The sequence below is a fragment of the Lysobacter sp. TAB13 genome (assembly GCF_052113885.1).
GTDB classification, from domain to species: Bacteria; Pseudomonadota; Gammaproteobacteria; order Xanthomonadales; family Xanthomonadaceae; genus Lysobacter; species Lysobacter gummosus.
The window spans coordinates 145,000-169,069 of the sequence record NZ_JBFRDR010000010.1 but is presented as its reverse complement, the minus strand read 5'-3'; the positions used below and the strand labels follow the sequence as shown (position 1 = coordinate 169,069).

Sequence of the window (24,070 nt, the reverse complement as noted above, 5' to 3'; positions counted from 1 at the left end):
CGCGCCGCAAACTGCTGCAAAGCAAACGGGTGTTGAAGAACACCGCGGGCGAAGCCGAGCAATTCCGCATGCGCGCGGCCATCGCCTTCGCCTGCGTGCTGGCCGGCGTGCTGGGCCTGGGCTTCTGGTACTTCCGCCTGCAGGTGTGGCAACACGACGACTACGCGATGCGCTCGGAAGCCAACCGGGTCAAGCTGCGCCCGGTCGTGCCCGGACGCGGCCTGATCTACGACCGCCAGGGCCGCATCCTGGCCGACAACGTGCCGGCCTTCCGCATCGAGGTCACGCCCAGCGAAGCCGGCGACAGCGAGAAGTGGCTGCCGCAACTGGCCAAGGTGGTCGCGCTGACGCCGGAAGACATCGCCCGCTTCGAAGCCGAACGCAAAGCCACCCGCGGCTTCAAGCCGATCGTGCTGAAGCTGCGCGTCAGCGACGCCGAAGTCGCCGCCTTCGCGGTCGATCGCTGGCGCTTCCCCGGCGTCGAGCTGGTGTCCTACCTCAACCGCCGCTATCCCTACGGCGAGTTGTTCGCGCACGTGCTGGGCTACGTCGGCCGCATCGACACCAAGGACCAGGAGACGATGGGCCGCAACGGCGTGCTCACCCACACCGGCAAGACCGGTCTGGAGCGCTCCTACGAAGAACAGCTGCGCGGCCAGATCGGTTACGAGCAGATCGAAACCAACGTGGACGGCCGCCCGATCCGCCAGGTCGGCCACGTCCCGGCCAAGCCCGGCGCCGACCTGCGCCTGAGCATCGACCTCGATCTGCAACGCGCCATGGTCACCGCCTTCGGCGACATGGACGGCTCGGCGGTGGCGGTGGACCCGCGCACCGGCGAAGTGCTGGGCATGGTCAGCCTGCCCAGCTACGACAGCAACATGTTCGTCAACGGCATTTCCAACGTCGACTACAAAACGCTCAACGACGATCCCTCGCGCCCGCAGTTCAACCGCAACGTGCTCGGCGGCGGCCCGCCGGGTTCGACGATGAAACCGTTCATGGCCCTGGCCGGGCTCGACAGCGGATTCCGCCGTCCCGAAGACCGCATCCTGTCCACGGGCGAATTCCACATCCCCGGGCAGAAGCGCGGCTATCGCGATTCGCACGGCGGCGGCCACGGCTGGGTGGACCTGCGCGAATCCATCGCCCAGTCGGTCAACACCTATTACTACAAGCTCGCGCTGGACATGGGCATCGACCGCGTCGATCAGTACATGACCCGCTACGGCTTCGGCCAGAAGACCGGCATCGACCTGCTCGGCGAAAACATCGGCATCCTGCCGTCGCCGGCGTGGAAGGCCAAGCGCAACAAGAAGGAAGGCTGGTACCCGGGCGAGACCGTGATCGCCGGCATCGGCCAGGGCTATTGGGTGGTGACCGCGCTGCAACTGGCGCGCGGCACCGCCGCCATCGCCAACGGCGGCACCTTGCATCAATTGCATCTGGTGCGCGAAATCCGCACCGGCTATGAATCGCCGTGGGTGCCCAAGGTGCTGCAGCCGGCGACCCGGATCACCGACAATCCCGCGCACCTGCAAGCCGTGCACGAAGGCATGGAAGGCACCATCCACAGCTCGCGCGGCACCGCGCAGATGATGGCGCGCGGCGCGCCTTATCGCATGGCCGGCAAGACCGGCACCGCGCAGAAGGTCAGCCGCAAGGGCAACGTCAGCATGAATCCGCATTCGCTGCCGTTCCACCTGCGCCATCAGGCCTTGTTCGTCGGCTACGCGCCGGCCGACAACCCGACCATCGCGGTGGCGGTGATGGTCGAACACGGCGGCTACGGCGGCAGCACCGCCGCGCCGATCGCGCGCAAGATCTTCGACGCCTGGTTGCTCGGCAAGATGCCCGAACCCGATCCGGCCAAGGACAAAGGCGCGCCGCCGGTGGCGCCGCTCGCCGGCGCCGCGCCCGCGGGCACACCCGCTGCGGGCGCGACCGCAGCCGCCGGCAACACCGTGGCCGGCGAAGAACCCAAGCTCGTGCCGGTGCCGGTCAACGGCGCCTGGGCCGCGGCGGTGGCCGTGGCCAACGCGCGCGTCGCCGCGCAGCCGGGGCACACGCCGCAGATTCTGCAGCGCCCGGAAATGCTGCGTCCTCATCTGCCGCCGGGCTCGGCGGTACCGGAAGAGCCCGCGCGCGAAGCGCCGGCGCGCAGCGACGACGCGTTGATCGAACCCGACGTGGACCCCGAAGACGACGCAGTGGCGCCGCCGAGTACCGGGCCGCAGCGATGAGAGTGATCCTGCGCTACCTGTGGGACATGAGCCTGCGCTTTACCCGCACGCTCGACCTGCTGATGCTCGGCGCGTTGCTGGCGCTGATGGTGATCGGGCTGGCGGTGCTGTACAGCGCCGGCGAACACTCCACCCGCATGGTGTTCGCGCAGGGCTCGCGCTTCGCCATCGGCCTGGCCGCGATGTGGGGCCTGTCGCGCATGTCGATGCCGCAACTGCGCAACTGGACCCCGGTGATCTACGCGGTATCGATGGTGCCGCTGCTGCTGGTGCTGGTGGTCGGCACCGGCAAGCACGGCCGCCACTGGATCGACCTGAAGGTCTTCTACTTCCAGCCCGCCGAACTGTTGAAGCTGAGCCTGCCGATGATGGTGGCCTGGTACCTCAACCGCCAACCGCTGCCGCCGAAGTTCTTCAACGTCATCGTCGCCGCCGTATTGATCGGCGTGCCGACCATCCTGATCCTGCTGCAGCCCGACTTCGGCACCGCGATGCTGGTCGGCATCAGCGGCGCCTTCGCCCTGTACCTGGCCGGCCTGTCGTGGTGGTGGTTCGTCGCCGCCTTCAGCGGCGTCGCCGCGATCGCCCCGGTCGCCTGGTTCTGGCTGCTGCGCCCGTACCAGAAAGACCGCATCCTGACCTTCCTCAACCCCGAGACCGACCCGCTGGGCACCGGCTGGAACATCATCCAGTCCAAGATCGCCATCGGCGCCGGCGGCATGACCGGCAAAGGCTGGCTGCAAGGCTCGCAGTCGCATCTGAACTACCTGCCCGAACACACCACCGACTTCATCTTCGCCGTGCTGAGTGAAGAGTTCGGATGGGTTGGGGTGATCACGGTGCTGGCGCTGTACCTGTTCGTGGTCGGGCGGTGTTTGTGGATCGCCGCCGGAGCGCGCGATGGCTATTCGCGGTTGATCGCCGGGGCGTTGGGGCTGGCGTTCTTCGTGTACGTGATCGTCAACGGCGGGATGATTTCCGGGTTGTTGCCGGTGGTGGGCGTGCCGATGCCGTTGTTGAGTTATGGCGGTACGTCGGCGGTTTCGTTGTTGGCGGGGTTGGGTGTGGTGATGGCTGTGCGGGCGCACAAGCCTGTGCATGGTGGGCGTTGAGCGAGCAGCTCGCGCCGTAGCTTCCGATGCCAGCTTGTAGGAGCGGTGCAAGCCGCGACCGAAAATCCCCGCCGCTCATCTGGTCGAGCGCATCCGCACACGCTCGCGTGCCGCCGCCGTACCGTTGCCTGATGTGTCGATCATAGGATCCGCGTCCTCCAACTGCGCATCTCCCGCTAACTGCCGCGCCAACTCCGGGCGCTCCAAGCAGAACCGCGCGTTCGCCGCCAGTTCGCCCCAACGCTGGGCTAATGCCAACTCGTCGTCCGCTCGCTCGATCAAACGGCGTTGGTGTTCTGGAGACAAGGGATGTTCCAGCGACTCCAGCGCGATTTCGAGCAAATCCCGCGCCTCATCGACGGCCCGATGATGCAAGTCCGAGGCTTTGGTGCGGAGGTTGTTGAGTGCTGCTGGATCGAACTTTGTCAGATACGCCGCTGACTCGGCTCGCCCGGGAATGGCTGGCAGCAACTGCAGCAACAAATCGAAGGAAGTGGTTGCTGGATTTGAGTGTGGCATGGTCGCGTTCCTCGCTTGAGTGCGTCGGTAAGGAACACAACAGTAATGGCTAGTTTTGAATATCTAAAAAGGAGATATTGCGAAGGCAATGGGGTGAGGAATGCACTCAGGATTGATCTGCACTATTCACGTGTCATAGGAGGTGACAAATGCCAGCAGATATAACTGTACCGCTTGTCTGGACTTGCGTGGATTGGAGCCCGGACGAAACTTGGCAAAAAGATCTTTTGCCTCGTTTGGTAAATGCAGGCGCTTCAAAGGGGATGCTTGACAGAAGCGTGTATGTGATTCGATTGGCCGGAAATTTCGTAATCAGCTATCCCAGGGGAGAGTCGCCTGCAGTTTACGTCGGAGAAGGAAGTTTCGGATCCAGGATCGCCTCTCATAAAAAATGGGCGCGTAAGCTTGAAGAGCTCGTTAGCGGCTTCAGCTTTCAAGTATGCGTGGCAACGCCCAGGGTTCGAAAGCAGGAGAACACCTATCTCGACTGTGAAGCGGTTGTCCTAGAGCGTTTCGGTGAGCGGTTTGGCTCGGCTCCGCTTTGGAACAAGCAATTTGAGAGACGTCGATTTCCTCACCACCATTACAGTCGCGAAAAGCTGGACTACGTGATCGGAAAGCGCAGCGGCGCTAAGTATCACTGGGCACTCAAGCCAATGCGGGCGTCTCCTTTTTATGCCAGCTACCTCAAGACCCATGTGTAGCGATCCTAAATACGGGTTAGAGGGGCCTTCTCTGATGAGGCTGGAAACTTTAGGGGAATCTACTCCAACCCCGTGCCCGGATTCCCGAGAGGCCGTTCGCACTGGGGCAGAAGAACGTGCCGGAATTCGCGATTTTTCCGCCAGGAGAATTCTGATGCTGTGGCTTGTCTCAATCCTGGCCTCGGCAATGCTGCTTGTCGCAGTCACGACGGTCGCGGCGGATAAGCCGCTCGCGCCCGAGGATGTCCAGTCGATGGTTCGAACCCGCGGCGCGCCTGCGGCCGTGCGAGCGATCTGGTCTTCGCCGCACGACATCAAACGTTTCCTCGATGGCGTTGGATCGGGCGATTCACGTTGGATCGATGCGGCGCAGGCTGTGGCGCCGGCAGTCGATGCCGGCGCTTCGGAGGAGCTTAACGATGCGTTGGCGAAAGCCCTGGTAGCCAAGCCTTATCAGGTGCTTCCATGGCTCAAAGCGTATTGGTGGCGAGGCGACGGATCGTCCGTCTGCGTATTCGCGCCAGACAGCGAATTGCCCCATGGCTACTTGCTGAAGCTGCGATCGTCCTTGGCGGCAAAGCCACCGAAGACCGTTTCGAAACTCCGCGGTGAATGTCTTCGCGGAGTGGAGCGGAGTCTGCAACTGTCGAACTAACAACGACCGGGTGGGCCGATGCCTCAGCGCTCACCCACTCAAACAAAACTGTAGCCCTTAGCCTCAAGTCGTCCCAATTCCGAGAACGGGAAGTGCACCGCATACACACGCACTTTCCCGTCGATCGCGCGCTGCGGCAGCACGCACGGAAGTTTTTACGCAATACATCCGTCATCCATATGCATAAAACATAGGCGACGCTTCCAGAATCTATCGGTAGTTCTGGAGTCGTCATGGCGCGCAATACGTTGGCAATGGTCGCGGTGCTGGGTCTGTGCGGTGCGATCGGTTCGGCCGCAGCGGCCACCTGCACGACGACGCATAACGAGCAGTACCAGGGCGGCAAGAAGCCGGCGCTCAGCAATACCGAGCTGACTCAGGGGGCCATTTCGGTCTGCTACAAGGAGTACAACCTGTACGCCTCGAAGATCACCGGCGGCAGTCTGTGGTCCGCCGAGCATCTGACCAAGGCGAAGGTCGCGGGCGCGGATTCGATCACCCGCATCGATTCCAACTTCTTCAGCGAGCCGGGTCTGGCCACCACTCATGCCAGCTATACCAACAGTGGTTACGACCGCGGCCACATGATGCCGGCCGGCGACGCTTCGACCACGACGGCGCAGAAGGAAACCTTCTCGGTCGCCAACATCGTGCCGCAGACCGGCAAGTTGAATCGCGGGATCTGGGCGCGGATCGAGAACACGGTGCGCATCGTCGCCAGCAGCTACGACGATGCCTACGTGGTGACCGGCCCGGATTTCGACAACATGAGCACCACCATCGCCAGCGGCAAGGTGGTGGTGCCCACGCAAACCTGGAAGGCGGTGTACGTGCCGCAGGCCGGCGTCGCCGGCGCGTACTGGTGCGAGAACAATCTGGCGCCGGTGTGTAAGGTGATTTCGATCGATGAGCTCAAGCGCACCGCGTTCGTCGATGCGTTCCCGGGCCTGCCGGCGGCGCTGCGCAGTCAGACCTCGGCCGATTGGAGCGAGGTGTTGGTGCTGCCGTAAGCGGGCGTGGTCCGTTACGAGTCGATGATGCCGGCAGCGCCGGCAGGCGCGTTATCGGGACGGCAGGTTGGCGATGTCGCATTCGCGCCAACCGGCCCCGCGCAACGTCCGGCGAACAAGCGCTCTTCGCCTTCCCGCACGAAGAGCGCCTGCCCGAACCAGAGCCTTGCCGCCTTAGTGCTCGGCCACCCAGACGAAGCTGTCGCCCTTAGCCTCGATGCGGCCCAATCCCGGGAACGGGAAGTGCACCGCGTACACGCGCACTTTCCCGTCGGCCGCGCGCTGCAACAAGGCGCGGCGCTGCTTCTGCGCCTCCGGCGCGTTTTCGTCGTACTGCACCGTCCACTCCGGACGCTCCACCGAGATCACGTGGTGGTGCGCGGTGTCGCCGATGTAAAGCAGGCGATCGTCGCCGGTGCCGATTTCATACGCGCTGTGGCCTGGGGTGTGGCCGGCGTCGGCGACGGCGGTGACCACGCCAGGGACGATCTGCGTGCCGGGTTCGAAGGGCTGCACCTTCGGGCCGATCGCCGCGGCCAGTTTGGTTTCGTCCTTGTTGGCCTTGATGCCGTTCCATTCCGGCGCGGACAGGTGCACGGCGGCGTTGGGGAAGGCGAGGGCGCCGTCGCGGGTCAGCAGGCCGCCGACGTGATCGGCGTGATGGTGCGAGATGAAGACGTCGGTGACCTGGGCGGGCTCGACGCCGGCCGCGCGCAGCGAGGCGGGCAGGCGGCCCGCGCGGGCGAACGAGGCGTCGGCGGCGCCGGTGTCGAACAGCAGCACGCGTTCGCCGGCGCGGACCAGCAGCGGCTGGATGCTCAGGTGCAGCACGTCGGTGGGCTGGCCGGCGGCGGTCAGCAGCGCGTCCACGTCGGCCTTGGGCTGGCCGATGGCGAAGGTGGTGCCGTCGTTGGGGGCGTCGATGTCGCCGTCCTTCAATGCGGCCGCATCAAAGGCGCCGATCTTGAAGCGGAACACGTCGGCGTTTTCGGCCGGCTTGGGCGCGGCTTCGGCGGCCGGCGTGGTGGCCGCCGGTGCGGTGGCGGCGGGCGGCGCCGGTTGCTGCGAACACCCGGCAAGCAAGGCGCCGGTGAGCGCGGCGGCCATCGTCAGGAAGAGCGGGGTGCGGGTCATGGGGCATCTCGGTGGGGGTGGAGCGGCGAGGATAGAGCGCGGCGGCGGGGATTCGGAAGCGGAGGAAATGGAACGCTGCGGGCGGGCGGGCGGGCGGCGGCGGCCGGCGGAAATCGCGTGGTTCCTGAGGCGGGACGATCCGCGTTCCGAGGCGGAAATGCCCTGGTTAATTGGCAGTTTTCGCCGCGGTCGCTTTTCGGGCCGCGCATTGCCGAGCGAGCAGACGACACACGATCAGCGCCGATCGCTTCCGTATCGACGCCTGAATCGGCGCGAATACATCGCGCGCAGGCACATCGCGTCGTAGCGCGCGTCTGCCGCCGAACGATGGGCATCGCCTCCAAAGATGCATTACCCGACCGAAGGGTGCATTGTGGGCCTTCGTCTGCAAGGCCCCGCGTGTCGCGCGGTGGGCCCGTTGCAGCGCATCAGGCTCCGGGCGTGGCGGCATTGAGTTCCAGCCTGTCGATCCGGCCGGCTTGAAACTCATGGAGACGCTTATGGATACGGACTTGTCTACCGCGCAAAAAGCGCTGCACGCATTGCAAAGCGCTTACCGCGCCCACGACATGGATTTGGCGGCCACGTACCGCGATTTCGGACTTGAAGCGCAACTGGTGCTGCAACATCTCGACAAGCGCCCCGGCGCGGTCACCGCCGAGGCGATCGCTCAACTCGCTGCATCGCTGGAAGCGAAGTGGCGGCAGGCCGGGCCGCCGGATCTGGCCGGCGTCACCACCCGCGTCACCGCCACCGAGCATTACGCGGACTGTTTCTATGTGGTCAGCGAAGAAGTGCGCACCGCCGACGGCCGCGTGTTCTCGCATCGCCTGTTCCTGTCGCAAAGCGGCGGGCCGTGGGCGGTGCTGTGCCCGTATGCGATGCCGCGGCAGGAACAAAAGCCCTGGTGGGTGTTCTGGGGTTGAGCCGCCCGGGCCGAGGCAGAGCGCCGCGCCGTGAGCGCGAGTCTGCCTGCGTCGTCTAATCACGCGTGCCGACAATGCGGCGTTGATCCGCGCGATCTTGCAGCGGCCCGACGCGGCGAACGAACCGGAATGGAGCGCTCTCGCGCTCGCACGGGCGTCATGTCCCGCCCGACGTTCCGTCACTGTCTGCGATCCCCGCCACGCGGTAGGCTGCGGGCGGCGGCGCGCGGTCCGGCCGCGATCACGCTGACTCCGGTATCACGGCCATGACATCCGCACCTTCGCATGCCCCTGTTCTGCCGCCGCCCGATGGCGACTGGGCGGCGGGCGCCGCCGCTTCGTCGCTGCGCCGCATCGGCATCGCCTATGTAGGGACATGGCTGCTGATCGGGCTGGCGTATCTGTCGGCGTTCCCCGCCTATCCCGGCGCTACGCTCGCCGGCTACCTCGCCGATGCGGCGACCAATATCGTGCCCGGCGCGTTGCTCGGGTTGGCGGTCATCGCGGCGGCTCGGCGCATCGCCTGGATGCGGCCCGCGCCGGGATGGTTCGTGGCGATGCAGGCGCTGTTCGCGCTGCTGTATTCGCTGGCCTGGATGGCGTCGATCGCGATGGTGGTGCTGGCGCGCGGGATGCAGATCGCGGAGTACGCGACGCTGACCTTCCGCTCGGCCCCGAACCGTTGGCAGGTGATTCAAGGCATCGTGGTCTATCTGGTGATCGCCGGGCTGACCTACGCCTATCGCGGCGATCTGCGTTCGCGCGAACAGGCCGTGCGGGCCGAGCGCGCCGAGATGCTGCGCAGCCAGGCCGAGTTGGCGATGCTGCGCGCTCAGCTCAATCCGCATTTCATGTTCAACACCCTGCATTCGGTGCATGCGCTGGTGCGCCGCGATCCGGCCGCCGCCCAGACCGCCGTGGAGCAGTTGGGTGATCTGCTGCGTTACGCGCTCGCGGCCAAGACCGGGGCGCACGACGATGTGCGCCTGTCGGAGGAATGGGCGTTCGTGCTCACCTATCTGGAACTGGAAAGCCTGCGCCTGGGCGAACGGCTGCGCGTGGACGCGGCGATCGCGGACGAAGCGCTGGGCGCGATCATTCCCGCGTTCACCCTGCAGCCGCTGGTCGAGAACGCGATCAAGCATGCGATCGCGCCGTCGCTGGCCGGCGGCACGGTGACGATCCGCGCGACTGTCAGCGAGGGGCACCTGCATCTGAGCGTCGAGGACGACGGCAGCGGCGGCGCATCGGCGGTCGCTTCCACCGGCGTGGGCTTGTCGTTGATCCGGCGCCGCTTGCGCGAGCGCTATGCCGGCGAAGCGAGTCTGCACGTCGATGCGCGTGAGTCCGGCTTCGTGGCGCGGATCGATCTGCCGCTAGTGCTGGGCGCCGCGCCATGACCGCCGCGCCGCTGCGCACGCTGATCTGCGAGGACGAGCCGCTGGCGCGCGAATCGCTGGTGGAGCTGGTGCAGGGCGATGCGCGCCTGGAACTGGCCGGCACTGCGGCGTCGGGAAACGAGACGCTCGCGCAGATCGACCTGCTGCAGCCGACGCTGGTGCTGCTGGATATCCAGATGCCGGGCATGAGCGGGATCGAGGCGCTGTCGCTGGCCCGGCATCTGCCGGCCGTGGTGTTCACCACTGCCGATCCCACGCACGCCGCGCAGGCCTTCGATCTGGGCGCGTTCGATTATCTGCTCAAGCCGTTCGGACAGGCGCGCTTCGCCGCGGCGATCGAACGCGTGGTGGCGCGGATGGGGCCGGTTACCGCGCCGGCGCCGCTGAAGCGCTTGTTCGTGCGCCATCGCGACGACATCGTGCCGGTGCGCATCGCCGAGGTGAGCCGCTTCGAGGCGCAGGACGATTACGTCCTGGTGCATGCGCCGGGCGGGCCGTACTGGTGCTCGACCCCGCTGTCGGCGCTGGAAGCCAAGCTGGACGGCGAGCGGTTCGTGCGCGTGAGCCGCTCGCATATCGTCAATCTCGACCGGATCGAGCGCCTGTTCGCACACGATGCGCGGCGCCTGGCCATCGTCATGGCCGACGGCGTGGAAATCATCGCCAGCCGCGAGAGTTCGCAGCGCCTGCGCGCGGCGATCACCTGAGCGCGGCGCCGTTCGCCGGCGCATGCGCCCGTTGAGCGGCCGATCCGGCGCGTTCGCCGATCCGGGCGCACCGTCCCGGGAGCGCGCGGCTAGGGTCTTCGTACTCCAACGAGGACTGACCCATGTTGTCGCCTGTCGATTTCTCCCGTGCCTTGGCTGCCGGCTTTTTCGTTTATGCCCTGTCCGTCGCCGCGCCCGCATCGGCGCAGCAGTTCGCGCAGGGTTCGTTGCAAGAAGTGCTCGACGGCGAGTCCGTCGCGCTGACTCTGACCGGACTGGCGCCCAATTCGCTGGTCGAGGTGCGAGGCGAACGCTCGCTGGATTTGCCCTTGCCCACGGTGCAGCGATCGCACGCGCAGTTTCGCGCCGACGCCGCCGGACGCGTGGACATCGGCAGTCAGGCGCCGCTGTCGGGCAGTTACAGCGGCGCCGACGCCAGCGGGCTGTTCTGGTCGATGGGGCCGGTGTTTCCCTATGTCGGCGGCGGCAAGACCAACGAGTTTCGCTTCACCGCCTTCGTGCAGGACAGCGCGGTGGCGACGACCACGGTGGTGCAGTTCAATCGCAAGCCCGAGGTCGTGGTGGAGCAGATCGCGGCCTTTCCCGGTGCGGTGCTGGCGCGCCCGCCCGGGCCGGGACGTTATCCGACCCTGATCGCGCTGGGCGGCGGCGAAGGCGGGGACTACACCGCGCGCTACATCGCCCCGCGGCTGGCATCGGAGGGATACGTCGTCCTGGGCTTGCCGTATTACTCGCCGGTGCACCCGGGCCAGACGCGCGCGCAGTTTCCGCAGTTGCCGGCGCGCTTCATCGATATTCCGGTGGATCGCCTGGAAAGCGCATGGGCCTGGCTGAAGACGCGGCCGGAGGTCGATCCGGAGCGGATCGGGCTCTACGGCGTATCGAAAGGCGCGGAATTTTCGCTGATCGCGGCGACGCATTACCCGTGGATCAAGTCGGTGGTGGCGATCGTGCCCAGCGATGTGGTGCGCGGCGGTTGGGGATGGCGCGATGAAACCGACGGCGCGGCCCATTCGTCTTTCTCCTTCCACGGCACGCCGCTCCCGTTCACGCCTTACGTCGGCTTCCACGCCGATATGCTGGCAGGCGCGAGAGGGCTGCTGTTCGATCTGCGCGGCACCTCCGATGCCGGGCGCTGGGCGTATCCGAAAAAGGCCGCGGCCTCGCGCATTCCGGTGGAACGTTACGCCGGCGCGTTGCTGGTCGCCGGAGGAATGGCCGACGGCGTATGGGCGTCGGGTGTGGCGGTGCAGAACATCGCCGAAGCGCGCGCCGCGGCGGGGCTGCCGACGACGGCGCTTATTTTCAGGAACGCCGGCCACGGCATTTCAAGCACCGGCTGGCAACCCGGATTGGCGGGTTTCGGTGGCGATGCGATGGAAAACGCCAAGGCGCAGGCCAAGACCTGGGCGGCGACGCTTGGATTTTTGCGGCGCACGCTCAAGCCCGAGACTGTCGTTCGCTGAGGCCGGAGCTTGCTGCGGGCGGTGTTCGCCATCGGACCGGAGCGCGCCTGTGCGCGCTCCGGTCGATCTAGACGGGCTTATCGTTGCCGGACTCAGCGCACGGTGCCCAGCTGCGCGATCGCCGCGCGCAGATTCGGCAACGGCCCGACCTTGCCGCCGGTGCCGGTCTGCGGCGTCCCCGTATTCACCAGCAGATCGCGCATCTGCCGCGGCGTCAGCGTGATGCCGCGCTGCCTGGCGATGCCCGACAAGGCCACCACCGCCGAGGCGACGATGGGCGAAGCGCTGGACGTGCCGGAGAAGGTCTTGGTGTAGAACGCGTTGGCGCCGCCGTTGTAGAGGTTGCCGTAGCCGCTGGTGGTGACGCAGCGGCCCCAGGCCTGCACGTTCACGCGATTGCCGTAAGTGGAGAACGACTGCTTGGCGCGTTCGGCGACGCTGTCGCTGCACCAGGTGGTCGAACGCGGGCCGCCGGCGCCGACGATGATCGCGCCCGAATCCGCGCGTCCGCGCGGGAACGGCGCGCCGAAGCAGGCGGTGTTGTCGAGGTTCTGGTTGCCGTTGCCGCCGGCCTGGACGACGTGGATGCCTTTGTTGACCGCCACGACGATGGCGTCGTAGATCGACGGCACCCATTCCACCGGCACGTAGCCGTTGCAATTGCTCGGGCCGGAGGTCTGCTGCTCGATCAGGATCACATCGCCCGCGCGCAACGCGTTGGCGGCGGTCAGCACGGCGTTGGCCGGGTCGTAGCCGCGCTGGGTGTTCATGGCATTGGTGAAATGCACGGTAGCGCCGGAGACCAGGCCGGTGACGCCGATTCCGTTGTCGTCGGCGATCAATTGCCCCATCACCGCGGTGCCGTGGTTGTTGTCGGAGAACGGATCGCTCGGCGTGCCGTTGTTGATCGCCGCGCCGGCCGCGCGCAGCTTCGACAGGTCTTCGTGATTGGTGTTCCAGCTGTACTCGATGTCGAGCACACGCACGCCGGCGCCGTTGCCGCCGGCGATGGTGCGGGCGTATTCGGCGTCGATGCCGCTGTTGGCCGCGGGCAGCTTGTAGTACTGGTAGTCGTGATAGGCGGGCGACGCCGGCGCGCGCACCGGCAGCGGCGCCGGATAGGCGATCTCGACGATGCCCATGGCGTTGAGTTCATCGACCGCGCGGGCGATGTCCTGGCCCGGGCGCACGCGCATGCGGTACCACTGGGCCAGATCGGGCTGCGCCTGCGCGGCGTCTTTCTGCGCGCTGCGCGACAGCGCCGCCAAGGTGGCCGCATCGGCGCGGAACAAGGGCTCCACCGCGGCGATCGGCCCGGTGCCGGCGGTCAGGCTGTCCAGCGCCAGCAGCGGGCCGAACTTGGCCGAGGCCAGGCGTCCGCTTTGCAGACGCACCTGACTGTCCTGGGCGAATTTGACCTCGATGAATTCGCGCGAGTCGTAGCGGCCGAGCACGGTCTTGCCCGGTTTGTGCGCGCTCGACTGCGGTGTGGCGGACGCGGCCGACGGTGTCGCGGCCATCGCGTTCATGGCGGGCATCGCCGCCAGCGCGAGGCAGGGCAGCAGGCAACGGAACAGACGCGAAATGGCGGGTGCGGAGTGGGAGTCAGAGCGCATGCGGAAGTCCTGAAGTGGAGGGCATGAAGCGGCGCGCGACTTCGCGTGGGTTGCGCGGGTGGCGCGGCGTGGGATCGAGGCGGATGTTCGGACCCCGATCCGGCCGCGAGATTAGTCAGGGCCCCGCGGCGCCGGATTGAGCCGCGTCACGCTTTGTGCAGAGCGATTTTCGCGGTGTTTTTATCTGCGAAAACCTGGATCGGGCGCACGGCTTCGGCGCCGGGCGAGGGTGTCCTGAGCCGTTGCGATGCGGACCGGCATGGCATGGTGAAAGGTTGTTCGCGCGGGCGACGTGCCTATTGCCGCATTAAGCCTTCGGCTCTGAGATGATGGCGGCAGGGCGCGGTGCCACATGCCACTTCGCTTACTTCATCCACCTGCTCGAATCGCACACATGGACTCTCCGGAAAAAATCAGTTTCCCGTCGTCGTTCTCGTACTGGGAACGCGTGCGCGCCAGCGCGCTGCTGATGCTCGAACGCAAGGCGAGCTATGTCTTCATCGCGTTCTGGCCCTTGGCCGCCATCGGCCTGGCGGCGTTGAGCCTGTCCAAGGGCCGGCCGTTCGATGCGCAATTGTGCGCGGTCGTCGCGGGATGCCTTTTGTTCGTGCCGGCGATGCTGCTGCTGGGCGCGGCGTCGACGCACTACGTGTACAAGCAATCGCGCGAGCCGTTCACGTATGTTTTCGACGACGACGGAATCCACGCGGTGGGCGTAAGTTACGAATACGCGCACAAATGGCCGGCCATCTTCAAGGTGAAGCGCCGCGCCGGATTCCTGATGTTCTTCTTCGCACCGGGGGCCGCGCATTGCATTCCGCTGCATTCGATCGCGGATACGGAGCTGCAGGCATCGCTGATCGCGATGGCGGCGGCGAAGGGCGCCGATGTGAGCGGAGCGGCGGCATCGGCTTGATAATCACCGTCGCGAGCTTGACGCTGGCGCGAACGGCTCTGTATATCTGCGGAGCCCGTTGTTCGAAGGGTGCGTAATAGCTGGGGCAAGTTTTCTATTGCAGACAATCGCGAAGTTCAGACGAATATTCAATGGAGGAATACGTTATGGCTCGTTTGATCGCAAAGAGCGTTGCGCTTGCACTGATGGTCGCAGCCGTCGGCTCGGCCTCGCCGGTATCGGCCGAACCGCCCGGGCCGTGCGCGCCCGAGGGCGGGTTCTTCTGGGAACAGGTAGACCCGAGCAATCCGAACATCGTCAACGCCTACCAGTGCCGCGCCGGGGTATGGCGCTTCCTGGCGCAGTGCCACGTCTCCAGTTGCCCGTCGCCGGATCCGGGTGGGCCGATTGTCGAGGCTTGATGGCGGAAGGATCAGGTTTCTGGCTGCGAGCCAGCACTAGATGCAACGCAGTCCCCGCCTCGCTATCCGTTACGGATGACGAGGCGGGGACTGAAAGCCGCTGCGCGATGTCGAGGCCGCATCCGAGCCGCAGCGCATGAAGCGGCAACGCCGCCCATCATGATTCCCACAGTCGTCGCTCCGGAGCGAGGCCAATCATGCGAATCGCGCAAGTTTGGTGCTGGATTGCGATCCTGGCGCTCTGCGCCGGCTGCCAATCCTTTCGCGACGCACGCATGCACGCAGGAGCGGAGCGCGCCCGCGCCGAGGCCTTGGCGCGGATCGATCAGCCGGCGTGTCGCGCCAAGGGCGGGCAAGTCAGCGCCCGCGGCATGTTCGGCCTGCCGACGTGCGTTGTTCCCTTCGCGGATGCGGGCAAGGCCTGTTCGAACAAGATCGATTGCGATGGCCGCTGCCTTGCAGGCGAAAACGATCTGCCGATCGGTACCGCTGCGACCGGCCAATGCCAGCGCGACGATGCCTGTTTCGATTAGCGTTCGCTGCGTGGCCGGCCGCGCGCGGGCCGGGATGGCGCCGATTCAGAAGATCTTGGGCGCAATCGTCGTCGCGAATGCGCCCAGGACTATGGTGGTCGCAAGCCATCCCCAGCTCAGTACGCGTCGGACAGGTGTAAACGCGCGCACGATCGCGACGACGCTGCCGGTCACGATCATCACAGCGATGACCTGTACCACGGGGTCCGTGTCCTTCATCAGCTCCGCATGACGGTTCCCGCTGGCTGAAAGAAAGATCGCCGAACCGATAGCGAAAACAGCGTAAGCGACAAATCCGACGGTCATGGTCGCCGCCGACAGCAGGACTGCGATCAGCCCGCGCTTTGCCGGGTGACGGGTCGGGACTCGGGGCGGTGGTTGAGGATGCGCAGGATTTACTGGGGTATTCATTCAAAGGCACCGGGCCGATGGCGAGCTGGCCGGCTCGCGTACGAGTATTGTCGGGGAAGAGGTGCTTTACCGTAGCCGCCTCAATGCCCTGATGATATAGCCGCGGGAGTCCGGAATGACGATGATCCAAAACCTGCCCCTGCGTTGCCCCTGCTGCGGTGGCGAAACCCTGGATGAGCGCGGGCAATATGAAGTCTGCTCGGTCTGTTACTGGGAAGACGATGGTCAGGACGACCACGATGCCGACGAAGTCCGGGGCGGTCCTAACCGCGATTTGAGTCTTACCCAGGCGCGCGCCAATTATCTTCAGTTCGGAACCTCGGGTAGTCGCGCGCGATAGTCGCGGCTTTTAGCACGATACAAATTCGAAACATCCGTATCGCACGCGCTCGATTCATGTGCGCAGACACCGCGCCGCACTGGCTCGCCCATTGTTGTGCCGCGCTTGCGAACTCGCGCCAAGCCGCCATCCGTACTCGGCGGCACGCGCTGCGTGCCGGCATTCGGCGAGCAAAGAAAACCTCGGCACTGTGACCGATCTCACCGGAACTGCGCTATGTCGGCAGGTTTTCCGTGCTTGATTAGCGCGCGCTTGTCGTACAGTCGAACACCCCCAAGCACAGCATCCGGACCGCGACAGCGAGAGCGATCTCGCCGTTTGCGCTGTCGTCTGCGACCAGGGAGGCCCATGGCCATGGCAACGAGCGATGTCTGGCACAGCGATGCGCGGTATGTGCGCGTCGGCAGCTTGTGTTTGGACTTGCACCAGCGCCGGATCGTCGGCGCCGGGCCCGATGTGGATCTGCCGCGGCGGGTGTTCGATCTGTTGTTGATCCTGTTGTCGGAACCCAATCGCCTGCATCCGCGCGAGGAATTGTTCGACCGGTTGTGGCCGGGCTGCGTGGTCGAGGACAAGAATCTGTCGCGCAGCGTGTGGCTGTTGCGCAAGGCGCTGGGCGATGAGCGCAAGCATTGGATACGCACGGTCACCAAGGCCGGTTATCTGTTCGAGCCCGATCATCCGATCGAGGCGGTCGATACGTTGCCGGCGATCGAAGTAGTGCCGGATGAGCCGTCCGATGCGGCGCCGCCCCTGCCGGTCGTGATGGATGCGGTACAGTCCGCCGACACCCTCGAAGCCGAGCCCGCCGGCGACGGCGAAGGATTCACGCCGATCGCCGCCGTCGATCACCAACGCCACGCCGCGATGTTCGGCATGGCCTCGCTGCTGGTGTTGATGGTGACGATGATCGGCATCACCGGATGGCTGGTCTCGCGCCAGCACGCGGCGCCTGTGCCCGGGCCGAGCGCCGCCATCGCTTTGATCGAAGTGCGCGATCCGGGTAACGCCGATCGATGGCCGTCGCGGCTGACCTACGAATGGTTGGCGTGGAAGCTCGGCGGCATTCCCGATGTGGCGCTGCTGACGCCGTCGGAACTGGCGGCGCGCTCCGATGCGATCACCCCGCGCATCGCCGTGGTGTTCATTTCCTCCGCGACACCGCCGAATGCGCCGAATCAGATCGTGCTGCGCGCGCGTTTCGAAGACGCCGGACAGGATCGCAATATCGAACTGCGCGGCTCGCCCGAGCAGGTGCCGGCGATGGCCGACGCCTTGTCGCGGCAGGTCATGCAGCGGTTGCTGCCGCGGCGCGAGGGCGCGTGGCCGAAGCTGGAACTCAACGAAACCGCGGCGCGGCGATACGAAGCGATGTCGACCGCGATCGAGCGCCGCGACTGGATCGCCACGGTCGCGCTCGGCAACGAAGTGGTGCGCATGGCGCCGCGCTTCGGCCTGGCGCGCGTCCAGTTGGCGCAGGCGCAGTCGCGGCTGGCGCAATCGATGGCGGCGGTCGAACAGATGGACGCGGCGCTGGCGATGCTGCAGCCGGTGTCGGCGGAAGTCGCGCGGCGGCTGCGCGCGCAGCGCCTGAGCATGGACCCGCGGCGGCTGAGCGAAGCGGCCGAGGCTTACGCCGATCTGAGCCGGCGTCATCCCGGCGCGCTGCAATACGCGATCGAGCACGCGCGCTTGCTCAACACCATCGGCCAGCCGCAACCGGCGCTGGATGCGCTGGCCGGTCTCGATGCCGATCAGGCGCCGATGAATCTGCGCATCGCCCGCGCGCTGATCCAGGGCGATGCCTACGCCCTGGGCGGCGATCCCGATCGCATGCGCGCGCAGGCCCGCATCGCCCGGCGCATGGCCGGCAACGCCGGGCAAGGTTGGGAGATCGAAAGCGCCGACGCCGCGCTGATGCTGGCGCGCGCCGACACCATGCAGTATCCGGAGCGGCCGCCATCGCCGCGGTACGAGGAAGCCGCGGGCCTGTACGAAACTGCGGGCAACGCCACCGGTGCGATGACCGCGCGCTTCTACGCGCTGGCGGCCAGCCCGCCGTCGCCGCAGGCCGACGCGCAACTCGACAAGTTGCTGGCCACCGCCAATGCCGGCGGTTACCGGCAGTTGGAGGTGGACATTCTGTTGCGCATCGCCGCGCAAGCGCAGCGCGCCGGCGCCACCGACGAATACCGCGCGCGGCTGGAGCAAGCCGCGGCGGTCGCCGAGGCCGCCGGCGATGCCGGCGCGCGCGCCAAGGTCGGGGTGATGTTGGCGGGCCTGGACATGATGAGTCTGCGCTTGAGCGAAGCGCAGGCGCGCATGCGGCGTCTGGATCGCAACGATGTGTCGGGCCCGTTCCGGCGCTGGTACGACCAGGTGCAATCGCTGCAATACGAAATGCGCGGCGACGCCGCCGGCGCGCTGGACGTGGCCTTGCGAGTCGAGCGCGAACTGCCCGCGGCGGCGGCCGGCGAAGCGCCTTCGGAACTGCGTTTGCGCATGGCCTGCCTGATCGGCGAGCAACGTCTGGCGCTGGGCGATCTGGCCGCGGCGCGCGCCAATCTGGAGCGTTGCGCGGCCAGCCGCGAGAAGAGCAGCCAACTGCTGGCGAAACTGCTCGACGCCCAGGCCGAATGGATGAGCGGCGATCGCGACACGGCCAGGCTGCGTCTGGGCCAGGCCGCGACGATCCTGCCGATGATGGGCACCGGCGCCGATCACTGGAACACCACCTTGCATCTGGGCATGTTGCTGACGCGCCTGGGCGATTACCCGGCGTCGCAGCGCTGGTATGCGCAGATCCAGGCGCCGGTGCGCGCGTCGGGCTATCGCTTGCCGATGGCGCTGCTGGCGATCGGGCAGGCCGAGAACGAAGCCGCGCAAGGCAACTGGGATGCGGCGCGCGCACACATGGACGAGGCGCGGCGGATCACCCCGGCTTCGGCGTGGCCGCTGGCGCGGCGGATCGAGGCGCTCGACGCGGTCGCCGCTTTTGCCGCCGGCGATTACCTGCATGGGCGCGATCGGGTGGTGCGGCTGCATCAACGCGCGCACGAACTGGGCGACGTGTCGGCGCAGGTCGAACTGCACAGTCTGTTGCCGGCGGCGGAGTGGGACCGCTGCTGTTCCGAGCCCGATCGCATCGCGCTAGCCGAGCGCACGGGGCTGCGTGGGGCGACGCTGGATTGGTTGAGCCGGCCGCGCGGGCAGGTGACGGCTTCGTTGCCGGTTGGGCGGCACTGAGTCGAAGGGCGTCGCGGGCAGGAGGTAAGTTGCGGCGCTTCATGCACGGTTGAAGCGGTGGCGTCTTGTCTGAGCGGGCGGCTCTCGCCTGGGGCATGAGTGCGGACGTTATCGGTACCAATGCCCGTACCGCCATCGCCATCGTCATCGCGAGCGCATGCAGCGACTGCATGCGTTTCCTTCGATCGCCTGCGCTTCCTTCAAGCCGTCATTCCCGCGAACGCGGGAATCCAGCGACTTTCGTGCAGGTCACGACAAAGGCACTGGATTCCCGCGTTCGCGGGAATGACGGTAGGTAAGTTCGCTAATCGCCTCCCAAACCATCCTTAGAACGCGACCGCACCGGCCTGAAACCGCGGTCAGCACTGCTGCGCCGCAGCACAACCCCATGCAACGCGCATTACACCGCACCACATCTCCATCGCGATTTCAGTGCCCCCGACACAACACGCCCGCGCAGCCGATCACACATCGGCGCGAAGCGAACAAAAAAGGATATCCGCGGGGAAGTTCGCGACCGGCCCAGCACCCCTTATGGCCCGGCGAACGGAATCGCGACGGCCGCATCGGCCGCCCGATGGCGCTGGCTTCATCGGCAACGGAATCGTCGCGGCGCACGCGCAACACCGGCGTCGCCGATCGAGCCATACGCAGTCGCATTGTCTGGCCACCCAGCAAGGCGCGAGCGAGCCGGACCGGCCATCGAACGCAACGGCAGCACGAGCACCCGCACTACCGGCAGTGACCGCGTAAACCGCTCGGCTTTGGGGAGTCGCAGCGACGGCCGCGCCCAGGCAGCAATCGGGCCGGCCGCACCAAACCAGCGTCTTTCACTTCTTACCGTCTTTCACTTCTTATTGGGGTAATCCGGAATGAACCGTCAATTACGTATGCAGGTTTTGTTCGTCGCCACCACCTTGGCCCTGGCCGGCACCGCCGCCTCGGCCGCCGAACGCATCGACCTGCACCGCCTGAACACCGCCGCGCTGCAGCAGCGCAGCGCCGCGTCCATCGCCGCCATCGGCCCGTCGGCCACGCCCGCCATGCGTCACGCCGGCCTGCTGGGCCTGGGCGCCGAGTCCAAGCTGACCCTGATCAAGCGCAACGCCGGCACCGGCGTGGTCAATCATCGTTATCAGCAGAGCTTCCGCGGCGTGCCGGTGTTCGGCGAGCACGTGGTGGTCAGCGAAGACGCCAACGGCAATGTGCGCACGCTGTTCGGCCGCATGGTCGATGGCCTGGCCGCCGAACTGCCGAACACCGCGCCGAAGCTGAGCAGCGCGCAGGCGCTGGACCTGGGCAAGCGCGCCGGCCTGGGCAACCGCCTGGCCGCGCTGCAGGTCACCAATCCGCAGTCCAAGCAGATGATCTTCGTCGATGACAACGACCGCGCGCACATGGCCTATGTCGTGTCGTTCAACGCCGACGCCGCCGGCGGCGGTTCGCCGACGCGTCCGTTCGTGATCGTCGATGCCAACACCGGCGCGGTGCTCAAGCAGTGGGACGGCCTCAACCACGCGCTGGTCGGCACCGGCCCGGGCGGCAACCAGAAGACCGGCCAGTACGAGTACGGCACCGACTTCGGCTTCAACGATGTCGCCCAGAGCGGCAGCACGTGCACGATGAACAACACCAACGTCAAGACGGTGAACCTCAACGGCGGCACCAGCGGCTCGACCGCGTTCTCGTACACCTGCCCGCGCAACACGGTGAAGGCCATCAACGGCGCGTTCTCGCCGCTCAACGACGCGCATTACTTCGGCAAGGTCGTGTTCGACATGTACAACAGCTACGTCGGCGTCGCGCCGCTGACGTTCCAGCTGGCGATGAAGGTGCACTACAGCAGCAACTACGAAAATGCGTTCTGGGACGGCGCGGCCATGACCTTCGGCGACGGCGCGACCACGTTCTATCCGCTGGTCAGCCTGGACGTGTCGGCGCACGAAGTCTCGCACGGCTTCACCGAGCAGCAGTCGGGCCTGACCTATTCGGGCCAGTCCGGCGGCATCAACGAAGCCTACTCGGACATCGCCGGCGAAGCGGCCGAGTTCTACATGAACAACACCAACGACTTCCTGGTCGGCGCGCAGATCTTCAAGGGCACCGGCGCGCTGCGTTACATGGCCAACCCGCCGCAGGACGGACGCTCGATCGGCCACGCCCGCGATTACCGCGCCGGCATGGACGTGCACTACTCCTCGGGCGTCTATAACAAGGCGTTCTACCTGCTGTCGCAGAAGCCGGGCTGGGGCACGGTCAAGGCGTTCAAGGTCTTCGCCAAGGCGAACAAGGACTACTGGACCCCGAGCACCGACTACAACCAGGGCGCCTGCGGCGTCGAGACCGCGGCCACCGACCTGGGCTTCACCCTGGCCGACGTGTCCGATGCGTTCCTGCAGGTTGGCGTGGACTGCCCCGGCGGCCCGAGCAACACCCCGCCGGTCGCCAACTTCACCTCCAGCGTCAGCGGCCTGACGGTGGCCTTCACCGACACCTCGACCGACAGCGACGGCAGCATCGCCTCGCGCAGCTGGAACTTCGGCGACGGCACCACCTCCACCGCCGCCAACCCGAGCAAGACCTACAGCACAGCCGGCACCTACACCGTCACCCTGACGGTCACCGACAACGGCGGCTCGACCAACACCAAGACCGGTTCGGTCACCGTGGGCGGCACCGGCGGCAGCCAGACCTACACCAACGGCACCGACGTCATCATCAACGACAACGCCACGGTGGAAAGCCCGATCACCGTGTCCGGCCGCACCGGTAACGGCTCGGCCACCACGCCGATCGCGGTGAACATCCTGCACACCTACAAGGGCGATCTGAAGGTCGATCTGGTCGCGCCGGACGGCACGATCTACAACCTGCACAACCGCAGCGGCGGCAGCGCCGACAACATCAACCAGACCTACACCAAGAACCTGTCGAGCGAAGCGCTCAACGGCGTGTGGAAGCTGCGCGTGAACGACAACGCGTCCTTCGACACCGGCAAGATCGACAGCTGGAGCATCACGTTCTGATTTGGTCGGCGATGTGAGTCGCCGGTGGTGTTGAAATGACGACAGCCCCGGGGGTTTTCCCGGGGCTGTTTTCGTATGGGGGTGGGGGTTTGGGCGAAGATCCGGCTCGAACCGCGCGCCCTCCTGCCGTCATTCCCGCGAACGCGGGAATCCAGTGCCTTTGTCGCGGCTGCACGAAAGTCGCTGGATTCCCGCGTTCGCGGGAATGACGGCTTGGAGGGGCGCGGGTGTGCGAAGGAGCCGCATGTGGCCGCTAATGCCTGCACTCGCGTCATTAGCAAGAACGGCTCTGACAAGGCGTCGCCTATTCAATCACGCGCGAAACACGGCGCCTCAAACGCCAGACATAAAAAAGCCGGACCCGCATCGCGCGAATCCGGCCCGTTTGGACAGCGAAGCTCTATCGAGCCCGCGCGCCTTTTACAACTCGATGCAGTCGAAGCTAACTTCCGGATCGACATCCTTCGTGTAATCCACGTCCTCGCGTTCGAACCCGAACAGCTTGAGGAACTCGTGCTTGTAGCCAGCGTAATCGGTGAGCTGGAACAGGTTCTCCGTGGTGACCTGCGGCCACAGCGTCTTGCACTGCGCCTGCACGTCCTCGCGCATTTCCCAATCGTCCAGGCGCAGGCGCTGCTCTTCGTCGGTCGGCGCCGGCTGGCCGTCCTCGCGGTACATGCGGTCGCGGAACATGCGGTTGAGCTGTTCGATCGGGCCTTCGTGCAGGCCCTTTTCCTTCATGATCTTGAACACCAGCGCGATGTACAGCGGCAGCACCGGGATCGCCGAGCTGGCCTGGGTCACCACCGACTTGAGCACCGCCACGTTGGCGCCGCCGCCGATCCTGGACAGGCGGGTGTTGAGGCGCTGCGCGGTCTGGTCCAGATCGACCTTGGCCTTGCCGAGCGCGCCATGCCAGTAGATCGGCCAGGTGATTTCCGTGCCGATGTAACTGAAGGCGACCGTGCGTGCGCCCGGCGCCAGCGCGTCGGCGCGTTCGAGCGCGTCGATCCACAGCTCCCAATCCTGGCCGCCCATCACCGTGACCGTGTCTTCGATCTCCTGCTCGGTGGCCGGCTCGACCGTGGCCTGGATGACGGTGTCCTTGTTGGTGTCGATCGCGGTGGAGGTGTAGGGCTCGCCGATGGTCTTCAGCGCCGAGCGCTTGACCTCGCCCGTGCCGGGCAGCTTGCGCACCGGCGAGGCCAGCGAATAGACGATCAGATCGACCTGGCCGCCCATTTCGTTCTTGATCAGGTCGATGACCTGCGCGCGCGCCTCGTCGGAGAACGCGTCGCCGTTGATCGACTTGCTGTACAGGCCCTGCGCCTTGGCGAACTTGTCGAACGCTGCCGAGTTGTACCAACCGGCCGTGCCCGGCTTCTTGTCGGTGCCGGGCTTTTCGAAGAACACGCCGAGGGTGTCGGCGCCGTAGCCGAAGGCGGTGGCGATGCGCGCGGCCAGTCCGTAACCGCTGGAGGCGCCGATCACCAGCACCTTCTTGGGGCCGTTGCTGCGCGCGCCGAGCGCGCGGGTGGCTTGAATCTGGTCGCGCACGTTGAGTTCGCAACCCAGCGGATGCGTGGTGGTGCAGATGAAGCCGCGGACCTTGGGCAGGATGACCAACGTGAATACCTCTGAAGTGGGGCGTGCGCTGCATCTTAGTGGCTGGCGCGGGTTTGAG

The 24,070-nt window shown here is 66.2% G+C and carries 19 protein-coding genes and 1 pseudogene; 15 read left to right on the top strand and 5 right to left on the bottom strand.

Annotated features, from left to right (window positions below):
* Positions 1–14: 14 nt before the first annotated feature.
* Together mrdA and rodA are read left to right on the top strand one after the other, a co-directional pair.
* Positions 15–1,991, top strand: a pseudogene (mrdA, locus tag AB4Y92_RS14020) (penicillin-binding protein 2); the annotation flags it as partial.
* Positions 1,992–2,239: 248 nt separating this feature from the next.
* Positions 2,240–3,355 carry a rod shape-determining protein RodA gene (gene rodA / locus AB4Y92_RS14015; RefSeq protein ID WP_441820217.1) on the top strand — a complete coding sequence of 372 codons (1,116 nt, stop codon included), beginning with the start codon at positions 2,240–2,242 and terminating at the stop codon, positions 3,353–3,355.
* A gap of 75 nt (positions 3,356–3,430) precedes the next feature.
* Here the strand turns inward: rodA and AB4Y92_RS14010 are convergent, their stop codons facing one another.
* A complete protein-coding gene (locus AB4Y92_RS14010; protein ID WP_441820216.1) occupies positions 3,431–3,874 on the bottom strand; it encodes a hypothetical protein in 444 nt (147 codons plus the stop codon).
* A 149-nt stretch (positions 3,875–4,023) separates the two neighbouring features.
* Here AB4Y92_RS14010 and AB4Y92_RS14005 point away from each other — a divergent pair, with 149 nt between their 5' ends.
* From AB4Y92_RS14005 to AB4Y92_RS13995, 3 genes are all read left to right on the top strand, one after another.
* Complete coding sequence (locus tag AB4Y92_RS14005) at positions 4,024–4,578, top strand: hypothetical protein (RefSeq protein WP_441820215.1); 555 nt, start codon at positions 4,024–4,026, stop codon at positions 4,576–4,578.
* A gap of 154 nt (positions 4,579–4,732) precedes the next feature.
* Positions 4,733–5,233 carry a hypothetical protein gene (locus AB4Y92_RS14000; protein ID WP_441820214.1) on the top strand — a complete coding sequence of 167 codons (501 nt, stop codon included), beginning with the start codon at positions 4,733–4,735 and terminating at the stop codon, positions 5,231–5,233.
* Between the two features lie 233 nt (positions 5,234–5,466).
* Positions 5,467–6,243 carry a DNA/RNA non-specific endonuclease gene (locus AB4Y92_RS13995; RefSeq protein ID WP_441820213.1) on the top strand — a complete coding sequence of 259 codons (777 nt, stop codon included), beginning with the start codon at positions 5,467–5,469 and terminating at the stop codon, positions 6,241–6,243.
* A 174-nt stretch (positions 6,244–6,417) separates the two neighbouring features.
* Here AB4Y92_RS13995 and AB4Y92_RS13990 read toward each other — a convergent pair whose 3' ends face one another.
* On the bottom strand, positions 6,418–7,377 hold the full coding sequence (locus tag AB4Y92_RS13990) for an MBL fold metallo-hydrolase (RefSeq protein ID WP_441820212.1): 960 nt from the start codon (positions 7,375–7,377) through the stop codon (positions 6,418–6,420).
* A gap of 500 nt (positions 7,378–7,877) precedes the next feature.
* On the opposite strand from AB4Y92_RS13990, the gene AB4Y92_RS13985 reads away from it, so the two are divergent.
* From AB4Y92_RS13985 to AB4Y92_RS13970, 4 genes are all read left to right on the top strand, one after another.
* Positions 7,878–8,303 carry a hypothetical protein gene (locus tag AB4Y92_RS13985; protein WP_441820211.1) on the top strand — a complete coding sequence of 142 codons (426 nt, stop codon included), beginning with the start codon at positions 7,878–7,880 and terminating at the stop codon, positions 8,301–8,303.
* Between the two features lie 266 nt (positions 8,304–8,569).
* Complete coding sequence (locus AB4Y92_RS13980) at positions 8,570–9,703, top strand: sensor histidine kinase (protein ID WP_441820210.1); 1,134 nt, start codon at positions 8,570–8,572, stop codon at positions 9,701–9,703.
* Entirely contained in the window at positions 9,700–10,410 is a 711-nt protein-coding gene (locus AB4Y92_RS13975; RefSeq protein WP_441820209.1) for a LytR/AlgR family response regulator transcription factor, read from the top strand. The genes AB4Y92_RS13980 and AB4Y92_RS13975 overlap by 4 nt, the downstream gene beginning before the upstream one ends.
* Positions 10,411–10,532: 122 nt before the next feature.
* A complete protein-coding gene (locus tag AB4Y92_RS13970) occupies positions 10,533–11,897 on the top strand; it encodes an acyl-CoA thioesterase/bile acid-CoA:amino acid N-acyltransferase family protein (protein WP_441820208.1) in 1,365 nt (454 codons plus the stop codon).
* Between the two features lie 92 nt (positions 11,898–11,989).
* Here AB4Y92_RS13970 and AB4Y92_RS13965 read toward each other — a convergent pair whose 3' ends face one another.
* Complete coding sequence (locus tag AB4Y92_RS13965; protein ID WP_441820207.1) at positions 11,990–13,513, bottom strand: S8 family serine peptidase; 1,524 nt, start codon at positions 13,511–13,513, stop codon at positions 11,990–11,992.
* Positions 13,514–13,907: 394 nt separating this feature from the next.
* On the opposite strand from AB4Y92_RS13965, the gene AB4Y92_RS13960 reads away from it, so the two are divergent.
* The 3 genes from AB4Y92_RS13960 (at position 13,908) to AB4Y92_RS13950 (ending at position 15,363) form a co-directional block, all read left to right on the top strand.
* Positions 13,908–14,429 carry a YcxB family protein gene (locus tag AB4Y92_RS13960; protein ID WP_441820206.1) on the top strand — a complete coding sequence of 174 codons (522 nt, stop codon included), beginning with the start codon at positions 13,908–13,910 and terminating at the stop codon, positions 14,427–14,429.
* Positions 14,430–14,575: 146 nt separating this feature from the next.
* The gene (locus tag AB4Y92_RS13955) at positions 14,576–14,830 is read left to right on the top strand and encodes a hypothetical protein (protein WP_441820205.1); all 255 of its coding nucleotides are present in this window, start codon (positions 14,576–14,578) and stop codon (positions 14,828–14,830) included.
* Positions 14,831–15,201: 371 nt separating this feature from the next.
* Complete coding sequence (locus AB4Y92_RS13950) at positions 15,202–15,363, top strand: hypothetical protein (RefSeq protein ID WP_441820204.1); 162 nt, start codon at positions 15,202–15,204, stop codon at positions 15,361–15,363.
* 45 nt (positions 15,364–15,408) lie between these two features.
* Here AB4Y92_RS13950 and AB4Y92_RS13945 read toward each other — a convergent pair whose 3' ends face one another.
* Positions 15,409–15,774, bottom strand: coding sequence for a hypothetical protein (locus tag AB4Y92_RS13945; RefSeq protein WP_441820203.1), 366 nt, complete (start codon positions 15,772–15,774; stop codon positions 15,409–15,411).
* Between the two features lie 115 nt (positions 15,775–15,889).
* Here AB4Y92_RS13945 and AB4Y92_RS13940 point away from each other — a divergent pair, with 115 nt between their 5' ends.
* The 3 genes from AB4Y92_RS13940 (at position 15,890) to AB4Y92_RS13930 (ending at position 22,386) form a co-directional block, all read left to right on the top strand.
* Positions 15,890–16,114: a CPCC family cysteine-rich protein gene (locus AB4Y92_RS13940; RefSeq protein ID WP_441820202.1), complete on the top strand. Its 225-nt coding sequence runs from the start codon at positions 15,890–15,892 to the stop codon at positions 16,112–16,114.
* Positions 16,115–16,468: 354 nt separating this feature from the next.
* Positions 16,469–19,360, top strand: coding sequence for a winged helix-turn-helix domain-containing protein (locus tag AB4Y92_RS13935; RefSeq protein ID WP_441820201.1), 2,892 nt, complete (start codon positions 16,469–16,471; stop codon positions 19,358–19,360).
* An 872-nt stretch (positions 19,361–20,232) separates the two neighbouring features.
* The gene (locus tag AB4Y92_RS13930; RefSeq protein WP_441820200.1) at positions 20,233–22,386 is read left to right on the top strand and encodes a M4 family metallopeptidase; all 2,154 of its coding nucleotides are present in this window, start codon (positions 20,233–20,235) and stop codon (positions 22,384–22,386) included.
* Positions 22,387–22,806: 420 nt separating this feature from the next.
* On the opposite strand, the gene fabV is transcribed toward AB4Y92_RS13930, so the two are convergent.
* Entirely contained in the window at positions 22,807–24,012 is a 1,206-nt protein-coding gene (gene fabV, locus AB4Y92_RS13925) for an enoyl-ACP reductase FabV (RefSeq protein WP_441820199.1), read from the bottom strand.
* Positions 24,013–24,070 lie beyond the last annotated feature (58 nt).